This window comes from Pseudomonas kermanshahensis (genome assembly GCF_014269205.2).
In the GTDB taxonomy this organism is placed as follows: domain Bacteria; phylum Pseudomonadota; class Gammaproteobacteria; order Pseudomonadales; family Pseudomonadaceae; genus Aquipseudomonas; species Aquipseudomonas kermanshahensis.
Genome location: NZ_JABWRY020000001.1, coordinates 3,745,387 through 3,759,342 on the forward strand (window position 1 = coordinate 3,745,387; position 13,956 = coordinate 3,759,342).

11 protein-coding genes are annotated in these 13,956 nt (G+C 63.1%); 2 read left to right on the top strand and 9 right to left on the bottom strand.

All coding sequences use genetic code 11. The features are described 5' to 3' along the window. Positions 1 to 157: 157 nt before the first annotated feature. From HU764_RS16865 to HU764_RS16880, 4 genes are read right to left on the bottom strand one after another with little or no spacing between them, the layout of a single operon-like run. Positions 158 to 1,477, bottom strand: a complete 1,320-nt coding sequence (locus tag HU764_RS16865) for an ATP-binding protein (protein ID WP_186703370.1) — start codon at positions 1,475 to 1,477, stop codon at positions 158 to 160. After that, positions 1,474 to 2,142, bottom strand: a complete 669-nt coding sequence (locus tag HU764_RS16870; RefSeq protein ID WP_027593911.1) for a response regulator transcription factor — start codon at positions 2,140 to 2,142, stop codon at positions 1,474 to 1,476. Before HU764_RS16870 ends, HU764_RS16865 begins: the two co-directional genes overlap by 4 nt. Next, the gene (locus HU764_RS16875; RefSeq protein ID WP_186678922.1) at positions 2,143 to 2,457 is read right to left on the bottom strand and encodes a PepSY domain-containing protein; all 315 of its coding nucleotides are present in this window, start codon (positions 2,455 to 2,457) and stop codon (positions 2,143 to 2,145) included. Then, positions 2,457 to 2,765 (bottom strand): PepSY domain-containing protein, encoded by a 309-nt coding sequence (locus tag HU764_RS16880; protein ID WP_186703371.1) that lies wholly within the window; start codon positions 2,763 to 2,765, stop codon positions 2,457 to 2,459. The genes HU764_RS16875 and HU764_RS16880 overlap by 1 nt, the downstream gene beginning before the upstream one ends. Before the next feature lie 134 nt (positions 2,766 to 2,899). On the opposite strand from HU764_RS16880, the gene queD reads away from it, so the two are divergent. Next, on the top strand, positions 2,900 to 3,256 hold the full coding sequence (gene queD / locus HU764_RS16885; protein ID WP_033699061.1) for a 6-carboxytetrahydropterin synthase QueD: 357 nt from the start codon (positions 2,900 to 2,902) through the stop codon (positions 3,254 to 3,256). Positions 3,257 to 3,359: 103 nt separating this feature from the next. On the opposite strand, the gene HU764_RS16890 is transcribed toward queD, so the two are convergent. Continuing rightward, entirely contained in the window at positions 3,360 to 3,839 is a 480-nt protein-coding gene (locus HU764_RS16890; RefSeq protein WP_172960418.1) for a DUF1289 domain-containing protein, read from the bottom strand. A gap of 404 nt (positions 3,840 to 4,243) precedes the next feature. Here HU764_RS16890 and acnB point away from each other — a divergent pair, with 404 nt between their 5' ends. Next, positions 4,244 to 6,853: a bifunctional aconitate hydratase 2/2-methylisocitrate dehydratase gene (acnB, locus tag HU764_RS16895; protein WP_186679057.1), complete on the top strand. Its 2,610-nt coding sequence runs from the start codon at positions 4,244 to 4,246 to the stop codon at positions 6,851 to 6,853. 208 nt (positions 6,854 to 7,061) lie between these two features. Here the strand turns inward: acnB and prpD are convergent, their stop codons facing one another. From prpD to prpC, 4 genes are all read right to left on the bottom strand, one after another. Further along, on the bottom strand, positions 7,062 to 8,546 hold the full coding sequence (prpD, locus tag HU764_RS16900) for a 2-methylcitrate dehydratase (protein ID WP_186703372.1): 1,485 nt from the start codon (positions 8,544 to 8,546) through the stop codon (positions 7,062 to 7,064). A 140-nt stretch (positions 8,547 to 8,686) separates the two neighbouring features. Continuing rightward, positions 8,687 to 9,877 (bottom strand): 2-methylaconitate cis-trans isomerase PrpF, encoded by a 1,191-nt coding sequence (gene prpF, locus HU764_RS16905; protein WP_186703373.1) that lies wholly within the window; start codon positions 9,875 to 9,877, stop codon positions 8,687 to 8,689. A gap of 149 nt (positions 9,878 to 10,026) precedes the next feature. Beyond that, positions 10,027 to 12,615 carry a Fe/S-dependent 2-methylisocitrate dehydratase AcnD gene (gene acnD, locus HU764_RS16910; protein WP_186679063.1) on the bottom strand — a complete coding sequence of 863 codons (2,589 nt, stop codon included), beginning with the start codon at positions 12,613 to 12,615 and terminating at the stop codon, positions 10,027 to 10,029. Positions 12,616 to 12,776: 161 nt separating this feature from the next. Then, the gene (gene prpC, locus HU764_RS16915) at positions 12,777 to 13,904 is read right to left on the bottom strand and encodes a bifunctional 2-methylcitrate synthase/citrate synthase (protein ID WP_186678954.1); all 1,128 of its coding nucleotides are present in this window, start codon (positions 13,902 to 13,904) and stop codon (positions 12,777 to 12,779) included. Between the last annotated feature and the right edge of the window lie 52 nt (positions 13,905 to 13,956).

The following is a 13,956-nucleotide window of genomic DNA, read 5'->3' on the forward strand; positions in this document are numbered from 1 at the left end:
GTGCGGGGATTGTGCCGGGTGGGATTGGCGAGGGCCAATTCAAAAAAATGCGCCTGTACTGCAATTTTTTTGCAGTGGTGATCTGCTCACAGGCCCGCTGCGACAGTTCTGTGGGCGCGGCCTTGCGTCGCGAAAGGGGCGCGAAGCGGCCCCGGCATTATCTAGCCCTGCGCGGCAAGTCGATGCTCACCCGCAACCCGCCCAACGGGCTCTGAAGCAACGCCAGTTGCCCGCCCCAAGCCTCGACGATATCGCGCACGATGCCCAGCCCAAGGCCATGCCCATCGACCTGCTCATCCAGCCGCGAGCCCCGCTCCAGCACCTGCAGGCGCTGGCTTTCTGGAATACCTGGGCCATCATCGTCGACCCACAGCCGGTAACCGCCGTCGCTCGGTGCAATGCCCAGGCGTACTTCGCAGTCTGCCCATTTGCAAGCGTTGTCCAGCAGGTTGCCTAATAACTCTAGAACGTCCTCGCGGTCCCACGGCAACAGCAGCCCAGGCGGTACGTCCCGCTCAAGCAACAGGCCTTCACCGTGGATCATGCCCAAGGTGCTCAACAACCCCGGCAATTCGGCATCGCAATCGAACTGGGCACCGGGCAAGGCGTCACCCGCCAGGCGAGCGCGGTTGAGTTCGCGTGCCAGGCGCTGCTGAATGTGCTCAAGCTGCGCGCGCATTTGCTCGCGCACGTCCGGCAGGCCCTCCAAACGCGCGCTGGACGCCAGGCTCAGCAAGACCGCCAACGGCGTCTTCAGCGCATGGCCAAGGTTGCCCAAGGCATTGCGCGAGCGCCGCAGGCTGTCTTCGGTGTGGCTCAGTAAGTGGTTGATCTGCCCCACCAGCGGCGCCAGCTCGACAGGCACTTCGGCATCCAGTTGCGAGCGCTGCCCTTGTTGCAACTGGGCGATCTGCTGGCGGGCACGCTCCAGCGGGCGCAATGAGCGCTTAACCGTGACGCGCTGGAGCACCAGCACCAGTATCAACGCCACCAGCCCCATGCCCAGGCCGATCTGCTGCATGCGCCGGAAGCCTTCACGCACCGGTGAGTAATCCTGCGCCACACTGATCGAGATGTCCTGGCCTAGGCGGCGATAGTCAGCACGCAGCGCCAGCAATTGCTGCCCCTCTGGGCCCAGCTCGTGGCTATCGGAAAGCCCAGGAGCGGCGGGCTTGGGCATGTCCAGGTCCCACAGCGAACGCGAGCGCCAGGTACCGTTGTCAAAATCGATGCGAAAGTAATACCCGGAAAACGGCCGCTGATAGGCCGCAGAAATGCGCCGCTCGTCCAGCTGCAAACCTGAAGGCCCCCGCACCAGGGCCACCAGCAGGTTCTCGCTTTCCTTGCGCAAGCCGTTTTCCAGATAGCGCTGCAGGCCCGCCTCGAACAGCCACAGGGTGAGTTGCGCCAGCACCACACCCACCACCACCAGCACGGCCACCAAACCCAGGCTCAACCGCGCCTGAATCGACTTCACGCAACGCTCCCGGCGTAGATATAGCCTTGCCCGCGGCGCGTCTCGATCACACTGCGGCCCAACTTGCGGCGCAGGTGGTTGACGTGCACTTCAAGGACGTTGGAATCGCGCTCCGTCTCGCCATCGTAAAGGTGCTCGGCCAGATGGCTCTTGGACAGGATCTGCTGCGGATGCAGCATGAAATAACGCAGCAGCCGAAACTCGGCAGCGGTCAGCTGGATATCGACACCGTCACGGCTCACGCACTGCCGGCTTTCATCCAGGTGCAGGCCGGCGGCTTCCAAGGTGGGCTGGTTGGCCAGGCCACGGGCACGGCGCAGTAACGCCTGGATGCGCAACTGCAACTCTTCGGGGTGGAAGGGTTTGCTCAGGTAGTCGTCGGCACCGGCCTTGAGGCCTTCGATGCGCTCGGCCCAGGAGCCGCGGGCGGTCAGCACCAGCACTGGCGTGGCCAGGCCAGCGGCACGCCACTGGGCGAGCACGTCGAGCCCCGGCAAGCCTGGCAAGCCGAGGTCCAGGATAATCAGGTCGTAGGGTTCGCTCTGGCCCTGGTACACCGCATCGCGGCCATCGGCCAGCCAGTCCACGGCGTAGCCCTGGCGCTGCAGGCCGGCGATCAGTTCATCGGCCAGCGGGACATTGTCCTCGACAAGCAACAGGCGCATTCAGTCGTCTTCCTCGTCTTTGAGCAGGGCACCGGTACTGGCGTCTAGCTTGATTTCGCGGACCACACCTTCGGCAGTCAGCAACTCGACTTCGTATTCGTAGCGATCGTCGTCTTCTTCCAGCTCGGCCTCCAGCAAACGCGCCCCGGGGTGACGCCCCAGGGCGGTTTCCAGCAGCTGCTCGAGCGGCAGGATGACGCCCTTTTGGCGCAGCGCCAGGGCCTCGTCCTGATCCAGGTCACGGGCAGCCGCCAGGGAGCAGACAGCCAGCAGCGAAAGCGCGAGGTATCGCGCCGGCCGCGGTAAGGGGATCATCAGTTATCTCGCGCGTCCTTGAGTACTTCACCGGTCTTGGCATCCAGGTCGACGTCCCACTCGACGTTCTGTGCGTCGCGCAGCTCGACCTTGTAGATGTAGCGGCCGTATTCGTCTTCAAGTTCCGAGTCTTCGACCGTGGCGCCTGGGTGCTTGGCCATGGCGGTGGCTTTCAGCTCATCCAGCGACTTGATGGTCTTGGCGTTGACCAGTTTGACCACTTCGTCAGGCTGAACGTCCTTGGCGAAAGCGGCATTGGCGCCCAGGGTAAGGGCGGCGGCGGTGAACAGGGCAGTCAAGGTTTTCATCGTGTCTTCTCTCCTGAGAGATGTTCAAGTTGTCTACGGGGTTAAGATTACCCAGCGGTCCTTAATTCAACCTGAAAACAGCTGGCGCCATGATAAACTGCGCGCATTCTTGATTCATACAGAGTTCTGACAGCGTGGAAATCTTTAAGGAATTTACATTCGAATCGGCCCACCGCCTGCCGCACGTCCCTGCCGGGCACAAGTGTGGTCGCCTGCATGGTCACTCGTTCAAGGTCGGCCTGCACCTGACCGGCCCGCTTGACCCGCACACCGGATGGATCCGTGATTTTTCCGAGATCAAGGCGATCTTCAAGCCGATCTACGAACAGCTGGACCACAACTACCTGAATGACATTCCAGGCCTTGAAAACCCCACCAGCGAAGTGATCGCCAAGTGGATCTGGGAGCAGGTCAAACCATTGCTGCCAGAACTGTCGAAGGTGCGCATTCACGAGACCTGCACCAGCGGGTGCGAATATACCGGCGACTGAGCCGGTATCTTCACTGGCCTCTTCGCGGGGCAAGCCCGCTCCCACAGTTAATACGCAGCATCCTGTGGGAGCGGGCTTGCCCCGCGAAGAGGCCAGTGAAATTTCAGCCCTGCCCATTCTCCAGGGCATCGCGCAAGAAGCTCGGTGCGATATAGCGCTGGTAATGCGCCTCGGACAGCAGAAAGAACTCGCGGTCGATGGCGTCGCGCAACTGCGGCAGTTCCCAGCCTCGAAACTCCGGCAGCAATACCATGCCGTAAGCCTCCAGGTCGCGGATCATCCGTGCCCCACGGGCGATCAACTGGTAGGCCCAGCAGTATTCCGACTGTTGCTCCACAAAGCGGATGGAGCGCTGCTCCAATTGCAGGCGCAGCAGGCTTTTGTCGAAGACTTCCAGCTTGGCCATCATCACCTGCACCAGCAATTGCTCCAGACGCAGCCACACGGCGCGCTTCTGCGCGTCGTCGTAGCCGTTCCAGTTGATCACTTCATGGTGAAAACGCTTGCAGCCACGGCATACGGTGTCTCCGTACACCGTGGAGCACAGGCCGACGCAAGGGGTCTTGATGGACTTGTTGGACATGAAAAACAACGGCTTGGCGGTGGAACACGGGCCCATGTTAGCCCTTTGTCTAACCAGGGTCACTCGTTAAAGTCATCTTCGCCGCCTTACCTTCAGGCTTTTTTTGCCGTAGAATCACCCGGCCTTTTCAAGGCAACAATGTCCGTTGGAAGCTGTTTTCAAAGCGTCACGAGCACAGTTAATCCGGTAGAACGGCGTTGGCCCGGGCCATGCACCCTCGCATGCCCGTGCCAGCCCTCATCAGCTCCCCGTTCTGCAGGCGTAAAACTTTGAAAGCAGCTTCTGTAAGGATTCTCTGCGACCCTGGCTGGGCGGCCCAAGAAGCCGTCATTGCGCATGGGTGCAGGGAATGCTGGATGAGCGTCCCGGACTCCCTTTAGGGACCACTGATGAGGGTAATAACTGTGCTTGAAGCCTACCGCAAACACATCGAAGAGCGTGCCGCCCTGGGTATCGTGCCCCAGCCGCTGAACGCCGAACAAACTGCAGGCCTGGTCGAGCTGCTGAAAAACCCGCCGGCCGGCGAAGAAGCCTTCCTCGTAGACCTGCTCACCAACCGTGTACCGCCAGGGGTAGACGAAGCTGCCTACGTCAAGGCTGCTTTCCTGTCCGCCGTGGCCAAGGGCGAAGCAAAATCCCCGCTGGTCGACCGCAAGCTCGCGACCGAGCTGTTGGGCACCATGCAGGGCGGCTACAACATCGAAACGCTGGTCGCGCTGCTGGATGACGCCGAACTGGGCGCCGTCGCGGCCGAAAAGCTCAAGCACACCCTGCTGATGTTCGATGCCTTCCACGACGTGGCCGAAAAAGCCAAGGCGGGCAACGTCCACGCCAAGGCCGTGCTTGAGTCCTGGGCTGCCGGCGAGTGGTTCACCTCGCGTCCGGCCATCGCCGACAAGTACACCCTGACCGTGTTCAAGGTGCCTGGCGAAACCAACACCGACGACCTGTCCCCTGCCCCGGACGCCTGGTCGCGCCCTGACATCCCGCTGCACGCCCTGGCCATGCTGAAAATGGCCCGTGACGGCATCGAGCCACAGCAGCCAGGGTCGGTTGGCCCTCTGGCCCAGATCGAAGCGGTCAAGGCCAAAGGCTTCCCAGTTGCCTACGTGGGTGACGTGGTCGGTACCGGTTCGTCGCGTAAATCCGCCACCAACTCGGTGCTGTGGTTCTTCGGTGACGACATTCCGTACGTGCCGAACAAGCGCGCCGGTGGCTTCTGCTTCGGCACCAAGATCGCCCCGATCTTCTACAACACCATGGAAGACGCCGGCGCCCTGCCAATCGAGTTCGACTGCACCAACCTGGCCATGGGCGACGTCATCGACGTCTACCCGTTCAAAGGTGAAGTGCGCCGTCACGGCAGCGACGAACTGGTCACCAACTTCGAGCTGAAAACCGAAGTGCTGCTGGACGAAGTCCGCGCAGGTGGTCGTATCCCGCTGATCGTTGGCCGTGGCCTGACCGATAAAGCCCGCGCCGAGCTGGGCCTGGGCCCTGTCGACCTGTTCAAGAAACCGGAGCAGCCTGCCGCTTCGACCAAGGGCTTCACCCTGGCGCAGAAGATGGTCGGCCGTGCGTGCGGCCTGCCAGAAGGCCAGGGCGTGCGCCCAGGTGCCTACTGCGAGCCGAAGATGACCACCGTCGGTTCCCAGGACACCACTGGCCCGATGACCCGCGACGAGCTGAAAGACCTGGCGTGCCTGGGCTTCTCCGCTGACCTGGTCATGCAGTCGTTCTGCCACACTGCGGCCTATCCGAAGCCGATCGATGTCACCACCCACCACACCCTGCCAGACTTCATCCGCACCCGTGGCGGCGTGTCGCTGCGCCCAGGCGACGGCATCATCCACAGCTGGCTGAACCGCATGCTGATGCCTGACACCGTCGGTACCGGTGGTGACTCGCACACCCGCTTCCCGATCGGCATCTCGTTCCCGGCCGGTTCCGGCCTGGTGGCCTTCGCTGCCGCCACCGGCGTCATGCCGCTGGACATGCCAGAGTCGATCCTGGTGCGTTTCAAGGGCAAGCTGCAACCTGGCATCACCCTGCGTGACCTGGTGCATGCCATCCCTTACTACGCCATCCAGAAGGGCCTGCTGACCGTCGAGAAGAAGGGCAAGAAAAACGCCTTCTCCGGCCGCATCCTGGAAATCGAAGGCCTGGACGAACTGACCGTCGAGCAAGCGTTCGAACTGTCCGACGCCTCGGCTGAACGTTCGGCTGCCGGTTGCACCATCAAGCTGCCAGAAAAGGCCATCGCCGAGTACCTGACTTCCAACATCACCCTGCTGCGCTGGATGATCGGCGAAGGCTACGGCGATGCCCGCACCCTGGAGCGTCGCGCCCAGGCCATGGAAGCCTGGCTGGCCAAGCCTGAGCTGCTGTCGGCCGACGCCGATGCCGAATACGCCGAAATCATCGAAATCGACCTGGCCGACGTCAAAGAGCCTGTGCTCTGCGCGCCGAACGACCCGGACGATGCCCGCCTGCTGTCTTCGGTACAGGGCGAGAAGATCGACGAAGTGTTCATCGGTTCGTGCATGACCAACATCGGCCACTTCCGCGCAGCCGGCAAGCTGCTGGAGAAGGTCAAGGGTGGCATTCCGACCCGTCTGTGGCTGGCCCCGCCAACCAAGATGGACGCTCACCAGCTGACCGAAGAAGGCTACTACGGCATCTACGGCAAGGCCGGTGCGCGCATGGAAATGCCAGGCTGCTCGCTGTGCATGGGTAACCAGGCACGTGTGCAGACCGGTTCGACCGTGGTTTCCACCTCGACCCGTAACTTCCCGAACCGTCTGGGCGACGCGACCAACGTGTACCTGGCATCGGCCGAGCTGGCTGCTGTCGCTTCGATCATCGGCAAACTGCCGACCGTCGAAGAGTACATGCAGTACGCGAAAGACATCGACAGCATGGCTGCCGACGTCTACCGCTACCTGAGCTTCGACCAGATCGCCGAGTTCCGCGAGGCTGCGGCCAACGCCAAAATCCCGGTTGTTCAGGCGTAATCAGCAGTAAGCTGTAAGAAAAAACCCCAGCAGAAATGCTGGGTTTTTTTTATTGCCCTCTCGGGCCTCTTCGCGGGGCAAGCCCGCTCCCAGGGTTTGGACTGTCCCCAAGAAGTTGGACACCCATCCAATTTTCTGGGGGCAGTCAAGGTTTGCTCGGCCCCTGTGGGAGCGGGCTTGCCCCGCGAAGAGGAGCGCACTGGCAACCTCACATCACGAACAAATCCACAAACCTGTGCACCGCCGTCGCCTCCAGCTTTTGCTGATCCTCGCACAGCTCGAAAATCGCCTCACACCGCTGCCGCGCAAACCGCGTCGCCAGGTTCTCCCTGAACTTCGACTCCAGCAACGGTATGCCCTCCCCGCGCCGACGCCTGTGCCCGACCGGGTACTCCACCACGACCTGCTCGGTGCTGCTGCCATCCTTGAAAAACACCTGCAAGCCGTTGGCGATTGAGCGCTTGTCAGCCTCCAGGTATTCACGGGTGAAGCGCGGGTCCTCGACCACCTCCATCTTGTCGCGCAGGCGGTCGATACTCGGGTGGGCGGCGTGGAAGACATCCTCGTAATGCTCGGCCACCAGATGCCCAAAAATCAGCGGCACCGCCACCATGTACTGCAGGCAGTGATCACGGTCAGCGGCATTGGCCAGTGAGCCGACCTTGGAGATGATGCGAATGGCCGACTCCTGCGTGGTAATGACAATACGGTCCACCTCATGCAGGCGATTGCGCACCTGCGGGTGCAGCAGCACGGCGGCTTCACAGGCCGTCTGGGCGTGGAACTCGGCCGGAAAACTGACTTTGAACAGCACGTTCTCCATCACATAGCTGGCCAAGGGCTGCGGAAGGCGCAACTCCTGCTGAGCAGAGGGCTTGAGCGCTAGGTCCTTGTTGGTATGACTGAATGAGACGTCATAGAAACCCCATTGCGGCGCCGTGAGCACGCCAGGCACACCCATCTCGCCACGCAGCGCGATATCGGCCAGGCGCACGCCCCGGCTGGACGCATCGCCGGCAGCCCAGGACTTGCGCGAGCCTGCGTTGGGTGCATGGCGGTAGGTACGCAGCGCCTGGCCATCGACAAAGGCATGCGACAACGCCGACAGCAGTTGCTCGCGGTTGGCCCCCATCAGCTTGGCGCACACGGCCGTGGAGGCCACTTTGACCAGGATCACGTGGTCTAGGCCCACACGATTGAACGAATTCTCCAGCGCCAACACGCCCTGGATCTCGTGCGCCATGACCATGGCTTCGAGCACTTCGCGCATCAGCAGTGGGCTTTCACCCTTTGCTACGTGTTTTTGCGACAGGTGATCGGCCACGGCCAGAATGCCGCCGAGGTTGTCTGAAGGGTGCGCCCACTCGGCGGCCAGCCAGGTGTCGTTGTAGTCCAGCCAGCGCACGATGCAGCCAATGTCCCAGGCGGCTTTGACCGGATCGAGGCGGTAGGCGGTGCCGGGCACACGGGCGCCATTCGGCACCACCGTGCCTTCCACCAGCGGGCCGAGGTGTTTGGTGCACTCGGGGAAGCGCAGGGCCAGCAGGCCGCAGCCCAGGGTGTCCATCAGGCAGTTGCGCGCGGTGTCCAGTGCCTCTGGGGATTCGACCCGGTAGGTGAGGACGTAGTCGGCGAGGGTTTGCAGCACCCGGTCGTAGTCCGGGCGCTGGTTAAGGTCCACGTTGGCGCTCATTTGCAGCTCCTGTGATTGTGGGGCTGCCTGGCAGCCCATCGCCGGCAAGCCGGCTCCCACAGGTTCGGAGTGGGGGCCGGCTTGCCGGCGATGGGCCGCGAAGCGGCCCCAGTCATCGAACGCCGAGCGCCAGTGGTGCGTCAGAAGCTATCGCCAGGCACCCTCACCCAGCCTTCCATCAGCACGCGAGCACTGCGGCTCATGATTGCCTTGGTCACCGTCCATTCGCCCTTCACCTGACGCGCTTCGGCGCCAACCCGCAGGGTGCCGGAAGGGTGACCGAACCGTACGGCACTGCGCTCGCGCCCGCCGGCGGCGAGGTTGACCAGCGTGCCTGGGATGGCGGCAGCGGTACCGATGGCGACCGCAGCAGTGCCCATCATCGCGTGGTGCAGCTTGCCCATGGACAACGCACGCACCAGCAGGTCGATGTCAGCCGCCGCAACCACCTTGCCACTGGACGCAGTGTAGGTGCTCGGTGGCGCGACGAAGGCCACTTTCGGCGTGTGCTGACGCCCGGCCGCCTGGTCGACATGCTCGATCAGCCCCATGCGCACGGCGCCATAGGCACGGATTGTCTCGAAGCGCAGCAGCGCTTGCGGGTCACCGTTGATCGCGTCTTGCAGCTCGGCGCCGGTGTAGCCGATATCGCTGGCATTGACGAAGATGGTCGGGATACCCGCATTGATCAGGGTTGCCTTGAACGTGCCAACCCCTGGCACTTCCAGGTCATCTATCAGGTTGCCGGTTGGGAACATTGACCCACCTGCACCCTCTTCGTCGGCAGCTGGGTCCAGGAACTCCAGCTGAACCTCGGCCGCCGGGAAGGTCACGCCGTCAAGTTCGAAATCACCGGTTTCCTGTACTTCACCTTCGGTGATTGGCACGTGGGCGATGATGGTCTTGCCGATATTGGCCTGCCAGATGCGCACGGTCGCGATGCCGTCACGCGGCACCCGCGCCGGGTCGACCAGGCCGCTGCTGATGGCGAAGGAACCGACTGCGGCAGACAGGTTGCCGCAGTTACCGCTCCAGTCGACGAAGGCCTTGTCGATGCTGACCTGGCCAAACAGATAGTCGACGTCGTGTTCGGGCTTGATGCTGCGCGAGAGGATCACCGTTTTACTGGTGCTCGAGGTGGCGCCGCCCATGCCATCGATCTGCTTGCCGTAGGGGTCGGGACTGCCGATGACCCGCAACAGCAGCGCATCGCGGGCTGGGCCTGGGATCTGCGCCTGCTCGGGGAGGTCGTCCAGGCGGAAGAATACGCCTTTGCTGGTACCGCCACGGATGTAGGTGGCGGGGATCTTGATTTGTGGTGCGTGTGCCATTGCTGTGCTGTCCTGTCTGAAAATGCAATAACCCTTAGGTCCGCTGCGCGGCCCATCGCCGGCAAGCCAGCTCCTACAGCTACGGCGCAAAGCGCTATCCCTGTAGGAGCCGGCTTGCCGGCGATGGGCTGCAAAGCAGCCCCAAACACTCAAGCAGAAGCTTCGAGGAAGTCTTGGGCAAAGCGCTGCAGCACCCCGCCCGCCTCGTAGATCGACACTTCCTCGGCGGTATCCAGGCGGCAGGTCACCGGCACCTCGACCCGCTCGCCATTGCGACGGGTAACCACCAGCGTCAGCGTTGCACGCGGCTTGCGCTCACCGAGCACATCATAGGTCTCACTGCCATCCAGACCCAGGGTGTTGCGGTCCGTACCCGGCTTGAACTCCAGCGGCAGCACGCCCATGCCCACCAGGTTGGTGCGGTGAATGCGCTCAAAGCCTTCGGCCACGATCGCCTCGACACCCGCCAGGCGCACCCCCTTGGCCGCCCAGTCACGGGACGAGCCCTGGCCGTAGTCGGCACCAGCGACGATGATCAGCGGCTGCTTGCGCTCCATGTAGGTCTCGATCGCCTCCCACATGCGGGTCACCTTGCCTTCCGGCTCGATGCGCGCCAACGAGCCCTGTTTCACGCTGCCGTCGTCCTGGCGCACCATTTCGTTGAACAGCTTGGGGTTGGCGAAGGTGGCGCGCTGGGCGGTCAGGTGGTCGCCACGGTGGGTGGCGTAGGAGTTGAAGTCCTCTTCCGGCAGGCCCATTTTCGCCAGGTATTCCCCCGCCGCGCTGTCCATCATGATGGCGTTGGACGGTGACAGGTGATCGGTGGTGATGTTGTCCGGCAGCACCGCCAGCGGGCGCATGCCACGCAGGGTGCGCTCACCGGCCAGGGCGCCTTCCCAGTACGGCGGACGGCGGATATAGGTGCTCATCGGGCGCCACGCGTACAGCGGCGCCACCTTCGGCCCACGGTCTTCCTCGATGGCGAACATGGGGATGTAGACCTTGCGGAACTGCTCCGGCTTGACCGAGGCACGCACCACGGCGTCGATTTCTTCATCGCTCGGCCAGATATCCTTGAGGCGGATTTCCTTGCCGTCAACCACGCCCAGCACGTCCTTCTCGATGTCGAACCGGATGGTCCCGGCGATGGCGTAGGCCACCACCAGCGGCGGCGAGGCCAGGAACGCCTGCTTGGCGTAAGGGTGGATGCGCCCGTCGAAGTTGCGGTTACCCGACAACACCGCAGTGGCATACAGGTCACGCTCGACGATCTCTTGCTGGATCACCGGGTCCAACGCACCGGACATGCCGTTGCAGGTGGTGCAGGCGAAAGCGACGATGCCAAAGCCCAGGTGCTCCAGCTCTTTCTCAAGCCCCGCTTCTTCCAGGTACAGCTGCACAGCCTTGGAGCCTGGCGCCAGCGAAGATTTGACCCAGGGTTTGCGCGCCAGGCCCAGTTTGTTGGCATTGCGTGCCAAAAGGCCCGCAGCGATCACGTTGCGCGGGTTGCTGGTGTTGGTGCAGCTGGTGATGGCGGCGATGATGACCGCCCCGTCCGGCATTTGCCCCGGGACGTCTTCCCAAGCCCCGGCGATGCCCTTGGCCGCCAGGTCGCTGGTGGCCACGCGGGCATGCGGGTTGGACGGGCCGGCCATGTTGCGCACCACGCTCGACAGGTCGAAGCTCAGGGTACGCTCGTAGACGGCGCCGGCCAGGCTGTCGGCCCACAGGCCGGTGGCCTTGGCGTAGGTTTCCACCAGCTTGACCTGCTGCTCTTCGCGGCCGGTCAGCTTGAGGTAGTCGATGGTCTGCTGGTCGATGGCGAACATCGCCGCAGTGGCGCCGTATTCAGGTGCCATGTTGGAGATGGTCGCGCGGTCGCCCAGGGTCAGGGCACGGGCACCCTCGCCATGGAACTCCAGGTAGGCGCCGACGACTTTCTGTTTACGCAGGAACTCGGTCAGGGCCAGCACCAGGTCGGTGGCGGTGATGTTCGGCGCCAGCTTGCCGGTCAGCTCGACGCCGACGATTTCCGGCAGGCGCATCCACGAGGCACGTCCAAGCATCACGTTCTCGGCTTCCAGGCCGCCGACACCAATGGCGATCACGCCCAGGGCGTCGACATGCGGGGTGTGGCTGTCGGTGCCAACGCAGGTGTCCGGGTAGGCCACGCCGCGGTCGCTGTGGATCACCGGCGACATCTTCTCCAGATTGATCTGGTGCATGATGCCGTTGCCCGGCTGGATCACGTCGACGTTCTTGAACGCCTTCTTGGTCCAGTTGATGAAGTGGAAACGGTCTTCGTTACGGCGGTCTTCGATGGCACGGTTTTTCTCGAACGCCTGTGGGTCGAAACCACCGCATTCGACCGCCAGGGAGTGGTCGACGATCAACTGCACCGGCACCACCGGGTTGACCTGGGCCGGGTCGCCGCCCTTGTCGGCAATGGCGTCACGCAGGCCGGCCAGGTCGACCAGAGCGGTTTGGCCGAGGATGTCGTGGCACACCACGCGCGCCGGGAACCACGGGAAGTCGAGGTCGCGCTTGCGCTCGATCAGTTGGCTGAGCGAGGCGTCGAGGGTGGCGGGGTCGCAGCGGCGCACCAGGTTTTCGGCGAGCACGCGCGAGGTGTAGGGCAACCCGTCGTAGGCGCCGGGCTTGATAGCCTCGACTGCCGCGCGGGCATCGAAGTAGTCCAGGTCGGTGCCTGGCAGGTGCTTGCGGAATGCGGTGTTCATCATGGAATCAGGCTCGGTCACAGGATTCGGAAGGTTGCTCCGTCCCTGTGGGAGCGGGCTTGCCCGCGAAGGCGTCAGCAGGTGCACATCGATTGCCCGGTCTGACGCCTTCGCGGGCAAGCCCGCTCCCACAAGGGAACGGGTTGCCTCTCTAGATCTATTCAGCGCTGCTCGATCGGCACGAACTGGCGCTGTTCGACGCCGACATACTCGGCGCTCGGGCGGATGATGCGGTTGTTGGCACGCTGTTCGAACACGTGCGCCGCCCAGCCGGTCAGGCGCGAGCAGACGAAGATCGGGGTGAACAGCTTGGTCGGAATGCCCATGAAGTGATACGCCGACGCATGGTAGAAGTCGGCGTTAGGGAACAGGCGTTTCTGCTCCCACATGGTCTTGTCGATGGCTTCGGACACTGGGTACAGGACCTTGTCACCGACCTCGTCAGCCAGTTGCTTCGACCAGCCCTTGATCACCTCGTTGCGTGGGTCGGACTCTTTGTAGATGGCATGGCCAAAGCCCATGATCTTGTCCTTGCGCTCCAGCATCTTGAGCAGCTCGGCCGTGGCGTCCTGCGGGCTCTGGAAGCGTTCGATCAGCTCCATCGCCGCTTCGTTGGCACCGCCGTGCAGCGGGCCACGCAGCGAGCCGATGGCGGCGGTGACGCAGGAGTACAAGTCGGACAGGGTCGAAGCGCAGACGCGTGCGGTGAAGGTCGAGGCGTTGAATTCGTGCTCCGCGTAGAGGATCAGCGACACGTTCATCACCTTGACATGCAACTCGCTCGGCTTCTTGCCGTGCAGCAGGTGCAGGAAATGCCCGCCGAGGGTGTCTTCATCGCTGGTACAGTCGATGCGCACGCCATGGTGGGTGAAGCGGTACCAGTAGCACATCACGGCCGGGAACAGCGCCAGCAGGCGGTCGGTCTTGTCGTGCTGGGCTTCGAAGGTGAGTTCGGGCTCTAGGGTGCCCAACACTGAGCAGCCGGTGCGCATCACGTCCATCGGGTGGGCGTCGCGCGGGATGCGTTCGAGCACTTCCTTGAGGGCTTGCGGCAGGTCACGCAGGCCCTTCAGCTTGTGCTTGTAGTCAGCCAGCTCGGCCTGGGTCGGCAGCTCGCCGTACAGCAACAGGTAGGCCACTTCTTCGAATTCAGCACCGGCCGCCAGGTCACGGACGTCGTAGCCCCGGTAGGTCAGGCCGGCACCGGCCTGGCCAACGGTCGACAGTGCGGTCTGGCCGGCCACCTGGCCACGCAGGCCTGCGCCACTGAGTACTTTTGCTTCGGCCATGGTGTTTCTCCTTTCTTGAATTTGTTATGGATTTCTTGCTGGCTAATTTGGT

Coding starts and splice junctions, on each gene's coding strand:
- HU764_RS16880 (WP_186703371.1), bottom strand. CDS start 2,765: ATGAAAACCTTGACTGCCCTGTTCACCGCCGCCGCCCTTACCCTGGGC.
- prpC (WP_186678954.1), bottom strand. CDS start 13,904: ATGGCCGAAGCAAAAGTACTCAGTGGCGCAGGCCTGCGTGGCCAGGTG.
- prpD (WP_186703372.1), bottom strand. CDS start 8,546: ATGAGCGCCAACGTGGACCTTAACCAGCGCCCGGACTACGACCGGGTG.
- acnD (WP_186679063.1), bottom strand. CDS start 12,615: ATGAACACCGCATTCCGCAAGCACCTGCCAGGCACCGACCTGGACTAC.
- HU764_RS16890 (WP_172960418.1), bottom strand. CDS start 3,839: ATGTCCAACAAGTCCATCAAGACCCCTTGCGTCGGCCTGTGCTCCACG.
- HU764_RS16875 (WP_186678922.1), bottom strand. CDS start 2,457: ATGATCCCCTTACCGCGGCCGGCGCGATACCTCGCGCTTTCGCTGCTG.
- prpF (WP_186703373.1), bottom strand. CDS start 9,877: ATGGCACACGCACCACAAATCAAGATCCCCGCCACCTACATCCGTGGC.
- HU764_RS16870 (WP_027593911.1), bottom strand. CDS start 2,142: ATGCGCCTGTTGCTTGTCGAGGACAATGTCCCGCTGGCCGATGAACTG.